A 20285-nucleotide genomic window follows, 5' to 3' on the forward strand; every position below is an offset into this window, starting at 1 on the left:
CTGCATGTTCTATCTGGCGAAACCCGAAGAGAAGACCGAGAGCATCTCCGTCCTGGGGCTGTCCTTCCTCGGCGGCGGCACGGTCGACCGAGATTGCATAAGGGTATGCTGGCATCCCGACATGGCGCAGGCTTTCGCCGCTCTTGCCACGGCTGCCAAAAATACGGGAGACGCGGCAGGCAACCGTCTTCCCTATGCAACATTGAGAGCATTGCTCTCCGCCGGGCTTCCCGACTCTGTCTATGTGGACTCCGAACTGGGCGGTATCGGCTGGCATGACAGCGAGAAGGGGCCGCGTGCTTTTGCGGAATGCGCGGCGGACGAAGACGAATGCCTCAAGGCCGTCACGTCGGCGGTGCGCATGTGGGCGGCGAAAGTGCTGGCCCCTTGGGCCGAAGCCAGGGGACTTCCGGCAGACTTCTCCGAAGAGATCACGCGCCTCGCTATAGAAGGCTCCGCAGCAACGGCAAGCCGGAAAACGCTCGAAACCGAGAATGGGAAGGGGAAGGACTTCACGCATGTCCGCGATATCATCCACACAGAAGCTTTCCGCCGCATTGCCGGAACCGAACTGTTCCCGGGCATGGGACCTGTCCGTGCCCTGATCCGGTCTTCTTTCCGCGACAACTCGATCTGCTTCGTGACCTTTCCCAGACCGGCGGCTTCCGGATCGTGGTCCATGCAGGCCAGACTCACCGTCGAAACGCTTCCCGGACAGACACAACCTTTCGTTAGGCTCGATGTCTCGCGCAAGCGCTGGACGCCGGATGTTCCGGGCAAATTCCTGCCGAGGCAGCGCAAACTGACCGCCACTGTCTTCGGCGAGGACGAAAAGAGAGCCGTTTCCTTCCATGTGCCGATCCTGAAAGGGGCGGTAAGCGAGCCTGAAGACCCGGCCTATGTTCTCTCCGCCCTCGGATCGGGCGTCGATACGGGCCTTGGCTTCGCCCAGCTCGTGAAATCGGGTCCGCGGGAAGGGGCCTTCGTCGGCATCGCCTATTCCACCGCATATGAAACGACGCCATCCGTGGCGACCGGAGCGACGGAACTGGACTGCATCGACGGCTTCGACCGGATCGCCGAGGCCATGAAAGGCGTCCTCGCGCCGCTTGCCGCCGAACCTGTCGACAAGAAGAAGCGCGTCAAGCGCAACGACGAAGACATCCCCGCGATGAAGTCGGTCATGGTCCTCGAAGAGATCGCACGCTCGCTCGGCTACAACGACATTGACGACAAGGCGATCGCCGAAACCTGGAACATGCTTTCCGACGGAGACCTCCCGCCGACGGTGAAAGTCCCCGCCGACCTTGAAGGCCAGCGGGAGCGCTTCGACCTGTTGCGGGAGGACAATTCCGCCAGGCTCCGGCAGGTTTTCGGGGCCAGCCCGCCTGTTCTCGTGATCGTCTCGGCAAGCATCGCCGACGCCGAACATATCGGAATGGCGGTCCGGACGCTCTTCAACAGCCGCCTCCGCATCGAATACAGGCTTATGCCGGAAGGCGTGCACGGTCCCCGAAAGTCCCTCGCGCTTCCGAACGGGAAGGCACGGGATCGGTACGAAAACCGGGTTTCGCTGTGGAAACCGTTTGCCCAGAAGCTGGCGGAGGAGTTCGGAGCGACCCGCGTCCTCGTGCATGCCCGCAGGTTCGCCGACGACGGCGTGAACAAGATCGCCGGGCGGGTGGCTCTGGCCCGCTATGGCGACTGCAACGTCCAGTATCTCGACACCAAAGGCCCGAAAGTCGACGACTGGTTCTTCCGCATACAGGCTGCCGTGCTCGATTTGATGTTCGGCCATTCCGCGCTGGTTTCCCCGGTCAAGGACAATGTCGCCGAGGCATTCCCGAATCCTGCCACCCGGCCGGAGACCATTACCGGGATTTCCGTCGTCTCCCTGAATCGGACCCGAACGAGGCAGGCATCGTCCTTCTTCCTGTCCGTCTCCATAGATATTGAAACCGGTAGCACAACCGCCAGGGCAGGTCGTCCCATCAACGGCTCCATCGACATCACCGATCCGCTTCCCTTCTTCGACCTCTTGAAGACGGTGGCAAGCTGGGATGAAGCCGACACCGGAAACGGCGAAACTGAGAAGTCCGATTTCCAGACATTCGTCGCCGAGATCGCCAGCCATGAATGCGACCGTGGCCGCAAGCCTCTCATCATGTTCGAGGGGGATCATGCGAGGCAGCTTTGGCCCACCCTTTCCAACAAGGGATGGGACGAGCCTGGCAGGCTTGTCGGCACCGATTTCAATCCGTCGGAGTGGCCCGGCGCGCGGATCGTGCGCGTCCAGGACCAGATCGAGCCGACCGTCATCACCCGCAAGGAACAGACATTCGCCATCCTCAACCCCGAAACGGGCGAGGAGACCGGAACGAAAACCCGGCAGGCTCCGACCCTGACGGATCCGGGCCGCCTCGTCCGGCTGGCGGGGGCAGCCGACAACTACATCTCAACGGGGCATCTGGACGGAACCCAGAAACTGCCGAAAGGACTGTCAGTCTACAGGCCGATCCCCCAGATGAAGGCGGCGGCGGCCGGAGACCTTCCGCCTGCCTTGGCGTCCATGAAGGTCAAGGTCGAGGGCGGGCGCGATCTTACCGGAGAGCCGTACAAGCTGCCGGGAACCGTCGGCATTCTTGTCGTCCATCATCTCGAAGGCGATGACCCGGACAGGATCGCGGCGCTTTGCCATGGCCTGCGGTTCGGATTCGGCCACACGCGTTCGCCCGTAAAAATGCCCGCTCCGCTTTTCCACACCAAGAAGGTCGCCGAATACATTCCCGCTTACGTCCTGTCAGAAGAAGACGAACGGGAGGAGGTGTCTGAAACCGTCAAATCTCCCGAGCAGGACGAGGCGGAGGAGCCCGACGGGCTGACGGATGCCGAAGACGGGAACGAGATGGATGATGCCGGAGAAACGCAACCGGCACCGCATGCACATTTGGGAGACTTGCCGTTCATGAACGGAACAACCGGACCGCAGGGCGCGACAGCCATTCCGAAATCTTCCTTCTCCAAAACAGGAACGGTAACGCTTCCTGCCGAAGTCCGTGCCCGCGCAAACGGCGACCCGAGGTTCGAGTCCATTCTGGAACAGGCCTGGATCGGACCTTTGCCGGGCTTCTTCAACGAGAACTGGGTCCTGTCGCTCCTCAGCAGCCATTCATCGGTCAAGCCGAGGCTGAAGCTCTACGACGTCGCCTTGAAAGTAGACGTTCCGCTCAAGCTCCTGTTGCCGGAAGCGGACGTAAAGGATGACGTTTCCTTTGCCCGGTTCCTGATGGCCCTGTTCCAGGTGGGGGGCGGGATGACCTTCATCAGGTCGACGATCCCGCGCACCGTAGGCAAGAACCGGGGGAGGTGGATTTTCAACCCGGTCTACGAACAGATAACTCTTAAGGGGAAAAACGGGAGCAAGCCGGAAACAGGGCCATCGTTGATTGAAACGCTTTACGATTCTCCGTTCAACACCCTGAAGAATCTGCATGAATCGGGTGACGGCTTGCTGGCGCGCCAGTTCATGACCGTCGAAACGATGTTCATGCCCGGGAAAGCCGGAATTTATGCCGAAGCAGCCGGGAAACTCAGGCATGAGTTCGGCGTCAAGTACAGTGAGATCGAGGCTTTCTGCCAGCGGGCCGCCGCATATAACGAACGGATCAAGGACTACCTGGACGAACTGGCGGTAGTCCAGCAGGAAGTCAACCAGCAGAAGATATCCCCTCGCATCGGCCGCCTGGGTATGGACGACTACCAGACAATAGCCGAGGAAGACAAACCCGTCGGGCCTTCCGTTCCTGACGTAAACGCCGCTTGGCTCAGGGACCGGATTTCATTGAGCGGTGCCTTCAGGAGCCATCTCCACAACCACCGCGGCGAAATCCGGGAAGCGCTGGGCGACCCCAAGGCATGGCCGGAAGACAAGCCGTCCAGCGAAGTCATCGCCGATTGCGTCGCGAGGCTTTTCTCGGTTCCGGAGCCGATCCTGGCGGCGATATCAAATCGCGAAAGGGAAAGCCTGTTCAAGCCGTTCTACCGCAAGATCGAGACGACAGTCCGGGCGATAGACGAAAGCCGCCCCGAAGAGAAACGGCTGTCGCTCGCCAACTGGGAAGACGAAGGCATCGCACCTGAAATCTTCGCCCGGTTGGTCGAGGGCGGATACAAGCAGTTCGCGGACGAATTCGCGAAAATCCGCGCCGTCGAGAACCCTTCGCTTCCTCTCGAACGGGCAGTGAAAGCCGCTGGAGAGGAGTTCGCCAAGACGGCGGAGTTCATCGAGGCACGGCGAAAGGCCTCACTTTGGTTCTTCGCCAATGACGACCGCTCAGACAGTCAGCTCTATGAAGACTATCTCGACAGTTTCGAGAACGGAGAGGTGGCCGCCGCTGGTGACGGCGTCCGGACATCAGCAACAGCCGTAAACCCGCCAGAGAAGCAGGAAGAACCCGAGGTAAGGGAAATAGCGCCGCAAGTCGCTGGACAGGAAGTAGGGGCCGGGGAGGCAAAGGGGGCTGATATGGGCATTGAAGACATCTTCCGCGCGATCATGAAAGAGGCGGAACACGGGGTCGAAAAGCTGAGCAAGACCGATTGGGGCAGCCTGTCAGCTTCGCTGGATGCCATTTCCGGCCTCCTGGATCAGGCACAGGCTGCCGTCGCCACCTTGCCGCGCCAGGTGTCCAATGCCGCATTGATTGCCCGAGCGCGGGAACTCGACAAGGAAGCCGCGGACATCTGCGAGTTCCTCGGCTTCGAGCACGCAACGTCCGTCTTGCCTGAAGAAGGTGAGATAGACCCTCTCACGGCTGAAACGGCCGGAAGCCATCTCGAGGAAGGAGGGGCCGCTCTCGACGGCACGAAACTCGCCGTCGCCGCCTACAGGGAACTCGACGCCAAAATTGCGGCAGCCAAGCCCGCTGAGAAAATCCTGCTTTCCCCGTCAATGTACGAAAAGGTCGGCGAAGCGGAATCGGGCATCGGCGCGATCGCAGCGGCACTGGAGGCTGCCCTTGCACTTCTGGCTCCCGCTTCGCCTGACGGCGGAGACGGCCCCGACAGGGATGTTTCCGATCATACACGGCAACCGGAGACAGATGCGCGCCAGCCCGAGATCGAAACACGGGTAACGGTTTCCGCTCCCGTCGCTGTCTTGGCCAACGAGGAAAGCGAAATCGGCCAGGACGGTGCTGACGATGTTTTCGAGGAAGTCATCCCGGAAGAGGACATCCTCGAACCGGAAGCGGCCGACGACGACATCGGACCGATGGCGGCACCGCTGCCGCAGGACGGCGACGCCGTTGTGGCGGTCACCGAAGAGAGGCTTGAGACCCCGCCCACGGAAGACCTCGAAACCCTGCGGATAAACCGGGCCCTCGACAGGTTCATGGAGTCGGGAAGCTATTCGCTGGCCTTCCACCTTGCCCGGGCGTCAGAGGCAGAGGACCCGTCGCGTCCGCTTTTCTACACCGCGAAGGAGGCAAAGCTCGCAGCGATAGCAGGACACCTCAATCATAACGCCCTCCAGTCCAATCTCGACCTCGTTTCCTCATGGGTCAACGAGGCACTCGACTGCGTCGAACTGATCGAGCGAGATACCGACGAGGTACGGGCGGCGGCACGTCTTCTTACATTGATGCCGCTGGCAACCGAACTGGCGATCTTCTCGCCGTCCTACGGAAGCGCTGAAATCCTGCGATCCATAAGCTCGCTTCCGGGAGACCTCGGGAAGAATGCAGGTGAGGTTTTCATGAACCTCGATTCCCTAAAGCACACGACCATCGTCCTGTCGCGCGCCATGCTCGCCAATGTCGCCGACGAAATGGACCTGACGAAAGCACTGAACGAGAGCCGGGCGCATCTCTTCCAGAAGATCGAGGGGTTCCAGGGTCTCCGCTTCAACTACCAGCCTGGGAACAAGATCAAGAACGAGCTTTCCCGCAGCGACAATCTCATCGGCAAGCTGCGGACCCAGATCACCAAGGGCAAGGATGACGATGCGACCCTGGCCGTCGTGAAAGACTTTGCCGAGGCCCTCAAGGACCGTTCTGCCATCATCGACCTGCTCGACGAAACGCACGCAATGCATCAGGACCGTTCGAAGGGGCTGGACGGCGTCGTGCGCAATCGGCTGGTTTCCTTCCTCGAAAACTTCCGGGATGCCGCCAACAACTACATCGACCTCAAATCCGAAATGCGGGAGACCAGCTCGGCGGAGCGCCCGAAAGCCCGCGACCTTGCAAAGAGGATATCCCGCTCGCTGAACACGATGACTGCGGCCGTGGAAGCGGCCTCACAGGGCGAAGGCCTGATCGGAACGGCGGCCCGGCATGTCGCGTTGCGCCTGAAGAAGCTGTCGGCCATAGTTTCAGGCGAACAGGTGCCTTCCGCCAGCAGCAACGAATACCTTCAGGCCTGCCATGCGGAAATCGCCCTCATCCCCGAACTCGACTACGGCCGGTCCTGGCTTCCAAGTCCGTATGTCGCCGCAAGGCTGGTCGACCTCCTTTGCGGAACAAGGCTCCCTCTTTTCCCTGAAAGGAAGCCGGACCGCGATGAGGCGTTCGACAACATCGTCCACCAGCGCATGGAGCGCGGCTCCTTCGTCGGCGCACGCATGCTTCTCGATGCCGCCGATTTCCTCGATATCGACCAGGAACTGGCTGAAAACCTGGGCAAAGAAGTGGATGAAGCCATTTTTGCCGCAAAGGAGACAATGAGAGAAGATATCGGCCAGGCCCGAAGGGTTGTCGAACGCGTCATGCGCTTCGGTTCGCTCCGCCAAGGCACCGATGCCGAGACCGCTGCCTCCCTTCTCGACCGTCTTGAAAAGATCGAGGCCGTGGACGTTCCCGTCACCCTTGAGCCGGGCGCTCGCGTATTGGAGGAAATTGACGGCATTTTCGACGTCAGCGTGGCGCAGGACGAGATCGAAACGATCCGGGAAGGCGCGCAGGCGCTGCTGGAGGAACCGCGCATCCGCCTCCAGAAGGACATCGACGAGCTGTCATCCCGCGGCATCGACCCCCAAATCTGCCAGAAGCTTCGCGCGCTTTGCGAAACCGATGACCTCCTGACCGCGGAAGAGCACATCCAGGAAGTCAGGAACGAACGCCGCCTGCCGGAATCCCGCCGCCGCAACTGGAGGTTCGAGACTTTCCGCGACAAGGTGCTTCCGGCCCTCGAACACTACCGTGGTGACATCGCCAGCAATGTCTCCAATGCGATCATGAACGGCGATGCGTTTGAAGGGATCGCCTATGACCAGCTTTCGGAAACCCGTCGGAAGGAATCAGTAGAGATCGTCACGGAATGGCGAGACCTGTTCCGCAAGTTCCACGTCAAGGACTTCTCCCCCTTCGCCGCGAGCTTCCTCGAAAAGTTCGGAATAAGGGCCGAGTTCAAGGACGTGGCCAACATCCCTGTGCCGCCGAGCGCCAAGGGAAAAATGTATGTCGGCGATTTCAAGCTCGACATACCGACCGACACCGAAAGCCTGCTCTTGCCTGATTTCGGCTCCCGGACCGAGGGCAATTACCGTGTGGCCGTGAGCCAAAGCCTGCCTCCGGAAAGCACATTGCAGAAACTGCCCGCTGGCAACGGCCTTATCCTCCTGGTCAGCGACATCGTCACGCCTGAAGAACGGCGCAAGTTCCTGACAAGGAACCTGGCGGCCAACCGCCGTATCCTGCTGATCGATTCGGCGACCATTTCCTATGCCGTCAGCGAGCCGCAGATCAGGGCGCTGACGCTGCTCGAGCTTGCCCAGCCCTACAGTTTTGCCGAACCCTATGCCGACTGGGGCAGGAGCGCCGTCCCCCGCGAAATGTTCGTCGGGCGCGAGCAGGATATCCGCGCGATCCTGCTCGATAGCGGCTCCAACATCGTCTATGGCGGCCGCCGCATGGGCAAGACCGCCCTCCTGAAGCATATCGAACTGGAGAACAACGATCCAAAAAGGGGCAGGCTTGTCGGCTTCGTCGACGCCCACCAGATCGGCAAGGGACATCTGGCGACCAAAGTCATCTGGCAGGAGATTGCAAGGGCGCTTCCTGACATTTTCCAGGTTAACGCTCCGATCGATGCAACACGGGTTACCCAGACCATCAAGCGATGGCTGGAGGACGACAACCGCCGCCGGATTTACCTGCTGCTGGACGAATGCGACCAGTTCATCGTCAGCGATGCCGCGAGCGGCTATACGGAGTTCCTAGCTCTCCAGCAATTGATGACCGACACCAACAGGCGGTTCAAGTTCGTGCTGGCCGGGCTGTCGAACGTCACCCGCCTTGTCCAGACGGGCAATCCGCCACTGAAGCAGATTTCAGCCGACCCGCGGCGCATTGGCAGCCTTACTGGCGAAGAGCGCACGTCGGCCGAGGATCTCGTTCTGCGCCCCTTCGCGGCACTCGGCCTCGAACTCGAAAGGCAGGACATCTGGAGGATACTCTCGCATTCGAACTATTACCCGGTTCTGATCCAGACCTATGCGAAGCACCTGCTGAAGAAGGTGCTCTACACGGCACATTCCACGCAAATGCCTGTCCGCAAGGTCCCATCCGAGCTGATCGCAAGCGTGCTGGACGATCAGGCGACCAAATCGGAGATCAAGGGCATCTTCGACATGACGCTTGAGATCGACCTGCGGTACAAGCTTATCGCCTATGTCGTGGCGAGCCTCGTTTTCGAGGCAGAAGCGGAAGGCCGCATGGACGACGGGTTCACCACCCGTGAAATCCGTGAAACCTCCATCAGCTTCTGGGAGGCCGGCTTCAAGGACAAAAACCGCTTCTCGCTCTTCGACGACCTGCTCGACGAAATGGAGGGACTGGGCATTGTCCGCAGGGTCGGCACCGACCGCTGGACGCTGCGCTCGACCGCGGTTGTCCGCCTTCTCGGCACCCGCGACGAGATCGACACGGTGCTCCTCGAGTTCACGGAGAAGGAAGCCCCGGTCGGCTTCGACCCGAAATCCCACAGGCGGGAGATCAAGGCCGCGAAGCACGTGCTGCAGAAGCGGACCGTATCGCCACTCACCTTGAGCCAGGAACGCGATACCCTGCTCTCCGGCTCAAGGGCGACCGTAATTCTGGGCAACAAGCTCGCCGATTACGACATCGTTCCCGCCGTGCTGAAGACGGTCCCGGACTCGTTCTCGGACGGGGACAATTACGACGTGCGCATCCTGTCGGTGAACACGGCCGCCGAAATGGCGGCAACGCTTCGCGACCAGCGCGTCGTCCAGGGCAAGAAAGCCATCGCGGTCATCAAGCCTTCGGCACCGTGGACGGCAGAGTGGGTCAAATCGGCGATCAACGCGAAACCCGTAACCAAGGGGGATGTCCGGGTGATATTCGTCGGCGGCCCGCAACAGGCCGCCTCGGTCGCGTCCGACGGTCAGCTGGCCGGACTGACGTCCCATGTCGAGATCATGGTGCTCGAGCCATGGTCGACGGCATTCTTCACCGAGATGGCCGACAAGGAACATCCGGGTCCCACGCTGCTGCATTACGAACACCTGCTTGCCCAATATGGCGGCTGGAACGAGCCCATGTCGCAATATGTCGGCTACGCTCAAAGGGCCAAACCGAAGCAGATGCCCGACGCCGTCGGCGCTGAGGAGACCGGACTGGCCGGAGAATACGGCAAGGTGCTGGCGAAGGCTCTCGAATTCAACGGGCCGACCGCCTTCAGCGTCAACGATGTCGAGGCGTTCCTCGAACTCAATGACGACCTCAAAGCCCCCGGCATGATAGGGGAAGCGCTCGTGCAGTACGGAACGTTCATGGGCCTGCTGGTCGTCGCCCCTGCCAAGGCAGGAATCGAACGCCAGAAAAGCTCCTACCTGCCGACACCTCTCACGGCCGGACTTCTTGGCATCACGGTGGTGGCCGCGGAATGATCAACATCGATCAAGCACTGTTCTGGTCGTTGCCCGGTCCATCCGGTTTCATCGACGATATCGCCGAAGCCGTCACCAAACACGGGACGGTTGCAATCCAGGCACCGCTCTACCGTGCGCCCGGCCTGTCCGAGGCTGTCATCGAAAGGCTGGAAAATGACGGCTACGTGCCAGTCTTCACGGTTCCGCCGGGCGCACGCGGCCCGATAATCCACCGTCTGGCAGTCGCTGGTGGAGAAATGCGGATGTCGATGCGCACCGCAGGCTCGTTGATCGATAAGCCCGAGTTCAGAGGAGCCGCGTTTTTCATCGAGGACATCAATACTGGCGAATGGGACAACTGGGTCACCTTTTTCAGGTCGTATTCGGCCGAATGGCGCAGGCGCTCCAATGAAGCCCTGAAGCCAGTCCTGGTAGCGCTGGTTCCTCCCGACGTCCCGAAAGCTGACCTCGACCGTCTTTTCTTGGGGGCGCTTGTCCGGTGGAGCGGACGGGTCTCCTCCTTCGACATGAGAACCTACATCTCCAGACGGACCGGCAGATTCACCGGACTGCCACTTCTGGAAAAGGTGGCGATCGAGGTCGCGATACGGCTTTCCGGCTACGATCCGAGGCTTGCCGAATATCTGGTAACCCTCGACCCCGTCTCGGCGGTTGACCCTTGGGATACGCTGAAGGCAGCCTATGGCGGGAACGCAGACGTCAGGCCATGCTGGGGGAATGGACTTGTCGATACGATCGACGGTGACGTCTATATCCATACAGCAAGCCTGATCGCGGCAAATGACAGGAAGGCATTCGACATCCGGCGCTGGCGCGCTGTAAGCGGCCCTGTGCTCGATTTCAACGCGACCGTATGCAGGCACTTCGCCGACGTTTATGCGAATTTGATCGATGCCAAGCTTCCATGGCGGGTGGCCCTGCCATTCGGCGAAAAGATCGTCACCAACCGATATGACATGGAGAACAGTTACATACGCGAATGCCTGGGCAGCGCGCTGGAGGAAGGGGAGATCCGCTTCTTGAAGCAGACCGCAAAGGCCCGGAACAACATCGCCCATAATGACATTCCGGCGGGGGCGCTGATCAGCACATTGTCAACGACCTGGAAGACATACGCCTCCAGCAGCAAGAAGGAGACGGTCGGCTGGAACTGGCCAAGATGCGGGCAGAAGCTCGTCATGATGGTCGGCCCGAGCGGCGCAGGAAAAAGCACTTTCGCGAAAACAAACTATCCGCCAGATGAGATCATATCAGCCGATGCGGTCAGAGAACAGCTTTTTGGCAGCGCTGTCGTCGCCGGACCTCAAGCGAAGATATTCAAAGTCGTCACAGAACGGCTTGTCGCAAAACTGTCCCGAGGAGAGAGCGCGGTCCTGGATGCAACCAATATCAAAAAGCGCGACCGCCTGAACATCGTGGACCTGATACCGGAAGACATAAAAGTCGAATATGTCGTCCTCGACCGAGACATGGACGACAAGCGGCGGGACGGCGGCTGGCGCAACGGAAGGGATGGTCTCTTGGAGGGACATGCAGACATCTTCGCTGCCGAAATAGCTGACATTCTCGCCGGAGATCAACGAACTAACATTCTGGTGACCGACCAGCGCTTAGGCAATACGAAGTAAATTCCGCATGTGCCCGCGGCGTGTGCGGGCTGACGCTAGCGGATGCCGGCAACTTCGGCGGCTTGTGTAGGTCGAAGGATTTTCCGGCTTCGTTGTGGCGTCTGTTGCGGTGTTGCGGAAGTTGCGACTGGTGCCCGCAACGAACAATGAAAGCATTACGCCAATCAAAATCACGGTGTCTCGAGAGGACGTTCATGCTTTGTGCTTCGAAAGTCGCATAAAAGGCAGTGTGGTGTGATGTCCGGAAATATTTGGCATTTCACGAGGTTTAACAGTCCGAAATTAAGGGTCGCTGTTTGGTGACCTATGCAATTGAAAACAGGAGGGTTTTCTGGCTGAGGGTAGGGGTTTCCGGTCTTGAGACTGGGTTTACCAATGGCCTCAATGACACTTAATTCTGGATTGGCATTAAGCGATTGAATTTGCACAGAATATAGGCGCCATTGTTGGTCAACCCCCTCAAGGTCGGCAACAGATTGGTCAACCCAAGACGACAGGATTGGTAAACCAGAGCTGCCCTATCGACCAAGGTCCAGCTCTGCGCTTTCACTGTCGCCAAGCACGCGGCTGCCGGCTGGTCAGCGATCACCATGAGCAGGGATGAAGTTCGCGCGGCTGTAGCGCGCCGTGTCGAGCGCACCGTGAGCCAAGGCGCGATCCAACTCCGTGGGCGTCGCTGGACCTGCGAAGAGTTGTGGCAATACTCGCACGATAAGGTGCTAGTCTGCGAGCCTGTCTATCACACGCCGGCCGAGTTGCTGTTGTTGGACATGAAGGGCAACAGGCCTCGGGATCGCAACCCCCGATATTGTAGCGCGACAATCTGGGTGAGAGACCGCTCTCACCTTGATTGTCGCGCCGCACGATATCGCACTTCATCCGCTTGATCATCGTGGCACCCAAAGCACGGCAGCAAGAGCAAGGGCACATCGCGATGCGATTGTGGAGATGGCTCGCTCGGTCCCGCAAATCGACGTTGCGGCTCGGCTGATAGCACTTGGCCAGGCTCAACCTGACGTTATCCCCAACGAGCCGGCGGGCAAATTGTCATTCGACCCGTCTCAGCGGCCGGCGCGGATCGTGATGCCGAAGAAGCCTTTGATCTCCGAAGAGCGCCGCCGCGAACAGGACGCGCGCATAGCCGCTCAGATGGACTTGGTGAAGAAGATCGTCGGATGACGATATTCGTTGAAACCCGCGCTGCGCTCACCGTGCGGGCTGCCTTCGATGCGGCGGTCAAGATGCGATATCCGGTGTTTGCGGTCGGCAAAGCGGGCCTCGGAAAGACTGTCGCGCTCAACTGGATAGCCGCCCAAAGCGGAGCTGCCTATTGTGAGGTTGCGCAGCATACCAAGGCTATCAGGCCGATGTTCCTGATGCTGCACGACGCCTACGGCGTCCAAAAGGACAGCAAGCACACATACGACCTTGCGAAGGATTGCATGAACTTCTTGGGCGCCCGATACGGCCCGACGCGTCCGTTGCTGGTGGACGAATATCAGAACTTCACACCCACTGTTTTGCGGGAGCTGCTGCATCTTCAGGAACGCTGCGGCTTCGGTTTACTGCTCGCCGGCAACACTCATCGATTAGCGGGCACGAGGCGTGATATCCACGCTGTGGATCAGATAGAAAGCCGTATCGGCATGCGTTTCGAGATCGGGCAGCCGACGCGGGAGGATTGCGTGAGGATCGGCGCCGAACACAATGTTGAGGGAGCCGACGCCTACAAAGCGATCGTTATCTACGGTGAGAACACCTCCCTTCGCGCGCTTTGCCACCTCCTCCAGAACTGCGCTGCCGTAACCAACGGCGTTGGCAGCATTCGTCTTTCCCGGATCGAGACCACGCTTGGTGTCATGTCGTGCGGCAGCGATGCGCTCAAGCTACTGCACGAGCGCGGAAACGACCTCCGAAGATCGGCCTAATTCCGGACAGCGACAGATAATTCTGAACGGCATAGCACCTGGAGTGCACCCCCAGACTGAGACAAGGAAAATCGCGGACAGTTTCCCCGCAGGGAGAGGAAACTGGGGCATGGCCGGACGGCAAAGACTTATTGATGAGGACCAAAAACTGGAGCTGCTCCAGCGCATGGAGGCGGGCGAAACCGTCAGCAAGTTGGAGCATCGGTCGCCAACGACTTTACGAGTGGCGTGATCGCCTCAGGCTTCATGGTAATCTAAAGCCAGGTCGGCGCGGCCGGCCGGCCAGATCGATAGCAGGAGTTGACGGGGCCGCGCAGCTGCAGAGCGCAGTCGATGTGCCGGTGCCTCAGGAAAAGGCATGACCAAGGCCAGGCGCCGGATCAGGAATTGGAGCAGAAGGTCGGCAACAGCAGCTTGAGCTCGATTTTTTTCGAGAAGCCTTGCGGCACGTCGAGGGAGATCATCATCGGAGCAGGGCTCCTGGCGAAACGGGATCTTCAAAGTCATCGAAAAGATGACGACCGGCCTGTCGCAAGGCGAATTCAACATCGATAGAATGTGCTGGCTCGCTGGCGTCAGCCGCGCGAGTTATTACCGTCACTGGCTGGATTCGGCCCCGCGTCGGGCCGAGACAGGTTTGCGCGATCACATTCAGAAGCTGGCTCTCGGCAACACGAACTACGGCTACCGCCGGATTGGAGCCCTGCTGCGGCGGGTGGGATGGCAAGTCAATCACAAATGCGTTCTACGGATCATGCGTGAAGACAATCTGTTGTGCCTGCGCGCAAGACCCTTTGTTCCTTTGACGACGAACTCGAGGCATGGTTGGCAAGTCGTGCAAAATCTCGCGAGGGGAATGATCCTCAATGGCGTCAACCAGCTATGGGTTGCCGATATCACCTTCCTGCATCTGGCTGAGGAGTTTGCCTTCCTTGCTGTTGTCGTTGACGCGTTCAGCCGCAAGGTAGTCGGATGGGCGTTGAATACGCATCTCAAAGCAAGCCTTGCCATCGAGGCTCTCGAGATGGCGATCGCTGATCGCCAGCCCGAACCCGGATGCCTCGTCCCTCATTCCGACCGCGGAGTTCAATACGCTTGCGGGGCCTACTCCGAACTTCTGCATCTTCACGGCATCCAGGCGAGCATGAGCCGGGTCGGAAATCCTTACGACAATGCGAAGGCGGAGAGCTTCATGAAAACCCTGAAACAGGAAGAGGTGCAGGGTCTCGCTTATAGGGATGCAGATGATGCCCGCAGGCACATCGGCGCTTTCATCGATACCGTTTACAACACGCAGCGCCTGCATTCGGCGCTCGACTATCTCACTCCAGAGGAATACGAACAGAAGCATTCACGCGGGCGACAGATGGAAAAGGCTGCATAGCTTAAAACGGGAGCTGTCCGCGATTTTCCTTGTCTCAATCTGGGGGTGCACTCCAGCGATTCCGCGAATTACCGGAATCGGTGTCCGCGATTTAATGAAACACGCAACATGCTCGGCTACCGGCCTTGCTTGCGACACCATGCTGTCCTTCGGCGAGGTCGACGAGATCATCCACGAAGACGACGGTGACCTAAAGTACCCATGCCCAATAGTGCGCTCCGTGGTGGGGAGGCGGGTTAATCATCCAGCAGCCGCCGGAGTTCCCCTGGCTCGAATGCCACCATTGGTGGGGAGGCGGGTTCATGATCCAACAGCTGCCGGGGCAGCTCCTCGTGCGGCAATGGCCTCGTCAGTCGGTCTTGCAGCGCCTGCCGATCGGCGACGAGGTTGTCGAGGTGCAGCGGCTCGTGGTCCGGCCGCTCCCCGTCGAGCAATCGCCCAACCAGCGCCCACGTGCCGTCCAACACAAAGACGCCGCAATCATAATCGTTCGACTGTCGGGGCATGCGGGCTGGCGCCAAGGTGGCGTTCAGCAGTCCTGCGAGCTGTTTTGCAGGCACGTCGTTGTATCCCTCTCGCTGGAGGGAGTCGTAGTGATAGGCCAACCGCGTTTCCGGTTTGCGGCGATCAACGAGCAGCAGCGACCAATGGGTGCCGGGGGTAGTAGGAGTGCCATTGTTCACTGGAAGGAACAGGAAGTCGGCTGGCGCGTCATTTTGATTATAGATGGACTGCAATGTGTCGCGCGCGTCTTGCGGCGCCATGTGACGCAGTAGATGGGAGACCGACGGATCCACCAGCCGTGTCCTGGCGGCGAGCGTCGGATCGGTTGTCTGCAGCTGCTCCTCCAGCAATTGGTAATCCTTCTGGATATGGGCGTCGCTCAGCCACTCGGTGGCGTCGAGCACCGACCCGTTGGGGACATTGGACGAGGCTGTCGTATCGAGCGCCCCGATGTGAGTGTTGGAGGAACTGGTCGTTAGCGTCGTCACATCAACCAGTGGAAGGCCACGGTAGGTGTCTGGCAGCCTAGGGATTACAGGCGAGGCGGGTTGGGGAGCTCTTGCCGGTCGCGATGGCGCAGCTTCACCCATCAGCGAAAGTCGACCGCGGTGGACGGGCCGAAAGTCATCGGGCCCTCCCGTCCCCGCGACGGCGGACCCTGTCGCTTGCATCATGGGCTGCCACTCCGACTCGCGGAGCATCTGCCCGCGCGGACGCACCGGTGCAGAATGAGCATCGTCGCGTAAGTCGGACGGTGTGGGCGCATTCAGATCAATAAAAGACTGAAGACCGCCGAACGTGTTGGAGCGAGCCCTGACAGGGGGCGCTGGCGCAAAGCGAGCATCGTCGCGTAAGTCGGACGGTGTGGACGCATTCAGATCAACAAAAGACTGAAGACCGCCGAACGTGTTGGAGCGAGCCCTGACAGGGGGCGCTGGCGCAAAGTGAGCATCGTCGCGTAAGTCGGACGGTGTGGGCGCATTCAGATCAACAAAAGACTGAAGACCCCCGAACGTGTTGGAGCGAGCTCTGACAGGGGGCGCTGCCACAAAGTGAGCATCGTCACGCAAAACAGGGGCAATATGGCGCCCAGATCCCAACTTTCCGATGCCCGATTTCCGCAGATGCACCAGCGCGGGTTGGATCATTGCGTAATCATCTGGATAGAGCTTGACATCATCATCCAGCGCCTTGTGGTTAAGGCGATCAGAAATGCCTATCTTACCGTTTTTGTCTAGGTAATCATTGAAAGGTTTAAGAGCAGATGTATACCTCATTGCCTTAGCTTGGTCGACGTTCTTCGCAGAGGGAGTTGCATTGTACTGTTTGATGAGGGCTTCGTCCTGGGAATTGGGATTGCGGAGCAAGCGACCTACGATTGGCAGCCGGCAGCCGGTCGCCGCAATCTTCAGATGATGCATGGGCACTTTGAGGGAGGGACCACCCGATCCCTCGTACTGCTTCAGATCCTGGTTCAGCGATCTCTCGTCCAGGCGAGTAGCAAAGCCGTGTTTTCCGTTGGCAACGAGCCAGCGAGCGAAGTTCAAAAGAGGATTTACATTGACCTTGAAGGTGCCCTCCGCGACCTTGCCCTTGCGGAGCGCTGATTCCAGCACCCCGATAAGGGACGCATCTTCGGAATAAAGAGCACGTTTGTTGCCACCCACGGTAACCAATGCTGCAGACTGGGTCGCGTTGTTCAGTTTGATGAGGGGTTCGTCACAGGAATGCGGATTCCGGGAAGAGCGACCTACAATTGGCACGCCGCCGGCCTCCGCAGTCTTGAGATGGCGCAGCGGCGTTTCGAGGGACGGACCACCCGATCCCTCGTACTGATTCAAATCCTGTTTCAGCGACGTCTCGCCAAGGCGAGTAGAAAGGCCCTGCTTTCCGTTGACAGCAAGCCAACGAGCGAAGCGCAAAAGAGGACTTACATTGAGTTTGAGGGTGACCTCCCCGACCTTGCCCTTGCGGAGCGCTGACTCTGACTCCAGCACCCCGATAAGGGACGCATCCTTGGAATAAATAGCAAAGCTGTCACCACCCACGGTAACCAGTGTTGAATTCTGGGTCGCATTGGTAGGACGCTTGAAGCCGTCAAGATCTTTGTTCGGCGCGTCAGGGTTGTTCATTCGCTCCCGCCTGATCTGCGCTTCGTTGATAGCGGGCAGCAGCGAGGTGGCGGCCTGCGGATTGTTTAGTGTCCTTTGCCTCTTCGCCGGTGCGCCATACTCATCGCCCCGATCCGCGGCACTACCCAAAGGTTGTTCCTCAGCGAAACTTTGCAGGGGCAATTGTGCCGTCGGCTCTAATGGCGACCGCGAATTGCCCTTCCTTGGGCGCCAAGTCCTCACTCCAATGCGCTGGTCTTGAGAGACATCAAGGATCTGGCTAGGGTGGGCAACTGCGGCATCGACATTTGGCACGTCGCGCAAGTGCTGCTCAAATGCTGCTTGCTCTTGCTTTGGCCGCTTTTGCAATGTGGCATTGTACGTAGCATAATATCGCCCGGATGGGTTGCCGTTCTGAATTCGGTCCATATTCCAACTCCGGTTGGGGCCGGTTTGCAAATGCAGGCAGCCTCGTCCTCTCCCTACTAGTGTTACCTTTCGAGAGGCTGACGCGGGTTATAAAAGTCAGCCTGTCGCATTCTTGATTTTGCCGTGGGGTGCGTTGAGCGGCAGCCTCTACGCCAGACAGACCGTTGACCCGTGCGGGTCGAGTCCGCTTCGAACAAGTCTGAAATGCGGGGCGAATGTCCTGGATCAACGAGCGGATTTTTGCCGTCGAGTGGGAGGGTGCGGATCAACGTGGGGCCGGAACAAGAGCTGTGCAGAATCTTGCGCTAAGATCGAACGAAGAGTGAACGCCCGGATGTTCGCTGTGGATACGCCATTTGCCTTCTGTACCGTTAGGCCGATTTGGACAGAGGCTTGGCCACTACCGTTCTGGAGTGGAGTGGAAAGTGGCCCGACGAGCGCTTCTCAAAGAACACGAGCGAAAGACGCTATTCGACATTCCGGTCGATGAAGACGGTCTGATCCGCCACTATTCTCTTTCACCGGCCGATTTGCTGGAAATCCAGCTACGGCGGCGCGAACACAATCAGCTCGGCTTCGCGATCCAACTCTGCTTGATGCGCTACCCCGGCCCACTGTTGGCTAACGAGGTTCCGCCGAAAGCGATGCTGGACTATGTTGCCGAGCAAGTAGGCGCAAGCTCCACCGAATTTAGGCTGTATGCCCGTCGTGAGGAGACCCGCAGCAATCACATTGCTCACCTCCTGGGTTATCTGCAGAAGCGAAACGCAGCAGCCGAAGATCGGCGTGCCGCATTGCTGTCGGAAATCGAGGTGGCCTCAACAACAGACGCCGGAACTTCGATTGCTGGTGCCATTCTGGCGGAGCTCCGCAATCGAAATTCGCTGCTCCCGGCGGCCAACATTATCGAGCGGATGGGGCTCGCGGCTCGCGCTATTGCTCGTCGGCAGGCGGAAAGGACCCTGATCGAAGGGCATTTCGTCTGATAGTCTACAAGACCTCGACCGTCTTCTGGAGGTTGACCCGACAATTGGGCAGACGCGCTTTCATTGGCTGCGATCGGCGCCAGAAGTGCCGGGTGCATCCAACCTGGTCGGACTGACCGAAGGATTGCATTCCTGCGGACGCTGGAGATCGACCCGAAATTTCAAGCGCGCATATCTTCGGGACGTTGGGATCAGATGATCCGCGAAGGCAACGCCACGCCGGCTTGGCTTGCCAACGACTTCAACGCAAGTCGCCGTCACGCTCTGATCGTGGCTCAAGCAATCAAGCTCGGCCAGAATCTCACCGATGACGCTGTAACGATGTTCATCAAGCTCATGGGTCGGCTGTTCTCGCAAGCCAACAGCCGCAAGAAGCAGCGGCATATGGAAGGTCGTACGGACACCGCCAAGGCGCTGCGCATGTTCCTCGACACGATCACTGCCCTGCAATCCGCGAACGATTATGGCCGGAACGCATTGGAGGTTCTTGATCAGGAAGTTGGTTGGCATCGGCTGCTCCGAATGAAGCCTGAACTTGAGTCGATGGTCGAGGTCAACGAGGCATCACCCCTGACCGTGGCAGCCGAACAATATGCGACCGTCAATAAGTACGCCGGCGTCTTCCTGCAGGCATTCACGTTCCGCTCGGCGCGCCGCTATGACCCGCTTCTTGCCGCGGTCGGGATGTTGAAACGGCTCCATTCGGAGAAGCGTCGGACATTGCCGGAGGCCGTCCCACCCACCTCAGCCAAGCCGATCGGAAGCTGATCTTCGGGCAGGAAAGACCTGATCGCCGCCTCTACGAGCTTGCAACACTAGCGGCATTGAGAGACAGGCTTCGATCAGCGGACATCTGGGTCGACGGCAGTCGATCCTTCCGACCGATTGAACTCGGTCGCATCGAGCGGTCCCTCTTCATGATCGAATGGTACTCAGCAGTCCGGCATTGCGCCGACGCTGCCAAGCCGGTCTCAACAAAGGCGAGGCGGCACACAAGCTCAAGCGTGCCGTTTTCTTGCATGAGCGGGGCGAAATCCGCGATCGGTCGTTCGAAAGCCAGGCGTTTCGCGCATCAGGCTTGAACCTCGTCGTCAGCGCGATCGTGCATTGGAATACAGTTTACATAGAGCGGGCGGTTGCCCATTTGCGCAGTGCACGTCGCGAGATTCCGGATCATCTGCTGAAGCACATCTCGCCGTTGAGTTGGGAGCACATCAACCTGACGGCATCTACACTTGGGACGCGGAACATCAAATGCCTGAAGGATTCCGATCGCTAAGAGGCCGTTTGGAAAATCGGAAAATTGGGATTTCGGCGGAGGCTGGTTTGTGATTCAAGCTGTGGATGTGGACCGAACAGAGCCGTGGCCGGATGGCCAAGATCGCCAAGAAGACCAAGCGCTACC

The 20285-nt window shown here is 59.3% G+C and carries 10 protein-coding genes and 1 pseudogene; 10 read left to right on the forward strand and 1 reads right to left on the reverse strand.

The genetic code is table 11. From position 1 onward, the window contains the following. The first annotated feature begins 4 nt into the window (after positions 1-4). The 7 genes from D3227_RS28555 (at position 5) to D3227_RS28585 (ending at position 14850) form a co-directional block, all read left to right on the forward strand. Positions 5-9907, forward strand: coding sequence for an RNaseH domain-containing protein (locus D3227_RS28555; RefSeq protein WP_167480891.1), 9903 nt, complete (start codon positions 5-7; stop codon positions 9905-9907). Next, positions 9904-11538, forward strand: coding sequence for an AAA family ATPase (locus D3227_RS28560; RefSeq protein ID WP_120017581.1), 1635 nt, complete (start codon positions 9904-9906; stop codon positions 11536-11538). The genes D3227_RS28555 and D3227_RS28560 overlap by 4 nt, the downstream gene beginning before the upstream one ends. A gap of 590 nt (positions 11539-12128) precedes the next feature. Continuing rightward, complete coding sequence (locus D3227_RS44800; protein ID WP_120017583.1) at positions 12129-12425, forward strand: Mu transposase C-terminal domain-containing protein; 297 nt, start codon at positions 12129-12131, stop codon at positions 12423-12425. Next, positions 12385-12717, forward strand: coding sequence for a hypothetical protein (locus D3227_RS28575; RefSeq protein WP_147377704.1), 333 nt, complete (start codon positions 12385-12387; stop codon positions 12715-12717). Before D3227_RS44800 ends, D3227_RS28575 begins: the two co-directional genes overlap by 41 nt. Beyond that, the gene (locus tag D3227_RS28580; RefSeq protein WP_120017585.1) at positions 12714-13466 is read left to right on the forward strand and encodes an AAA family ATPase; all 753 of its coding nucleotides are present in this window, start codon (positions 12714-12716) and stop codon (positions 13464-13466) included. The genes D3227_RS28575 and D3227_RS28580 overlap by 4 nt, the downstream gene beginning before the upstream one ends. Before the next feature lie 109 nt (positions 13467-13575). Then, positions 13576-13698 (forward strand): hypothetical protein, encoded by a 123-nt coding sequence (locus D3227_RS43880; RefSeq protein ID WP_281034970.1) that lies wholly within the window; start codon positions 13576-13578, stop codon positions 13696-13698. A gap of 282 nt (positions 13699-13980) precedes the next feature. Next, positions 13981-14850 (forward strand): IS3 family transposase, encoded by an 870-nt coding sequence (locus D3227_RS28585; RefSeq protein WP_120017586.1) that lies wholly within the window; start codon positions 13981-13983, stop codon positions 14848-14850. Between the two features lie 236 nt (positions 14851-15086). On the opposite strand, the gene D3227_RS28590 is transcribed toward D3227_RS28585, so the two are convergent. Then, on the reverse strand, positions 15087-17894 hold the full coding sequence (locus D3227_RS28590; protein ID WP_120017587.1) for a Ulp1 family isopeptidase: 2808 nt from the start codon (positions 17892-17894) through the stop codon (positions 15087-15089). A gap of 425 nt (positions 17895-18319) precedes the next feature. On the opposite strand from D3227_RS28590, the gene D3227_RS44430 reads away from it, so the two are divergent. The 3 genes and pseudogenes from D3227_RS44430 to D3227_RS44440 all read left to right on the forward strand — a co-directional run. Continuing rightward, positions 18320-18880, forward strand: coding sequence for a DUF4158 domain-containing protein (locus tag D3227_RS44430; RefSeq protein ID WP_425374560.1), 561 nt, complete (start codon positions 18320-18322; stop codon positions 18878-18880). A 195-nt stretch (positions 18881-19075) separates the two neighbouring features. After that, complete coding sequence (locus tag D3227_RS44435) at positions 19076-19648, forward strand: hypothetical protein (RefSeq protein WP_425374561.1); 573 nt, start codon at positions 19076-19078, stop codon at positions 19646-19648. A gap of 119 nt (positions 19649-19767) precedes the next feature. Continuing rightward, positions 19768-20159, forward strand: a pseudogene (locus D3227_RS44440) (Tn3 family transposase); the annotation flags it as partial. Positions 20160-20285: the final 126 nt, after the last annotated feature.

The sequence above is a fragment of the Mesorhizobium waimense genome, assembly GCF_003601975.1.
GTDB lineage: Bacteria > Pseudomonadota > Alphaproteobacteria > Rhizobiales > Rhizobiaceae > Mesorhizobium > Mesorhizobium waimense.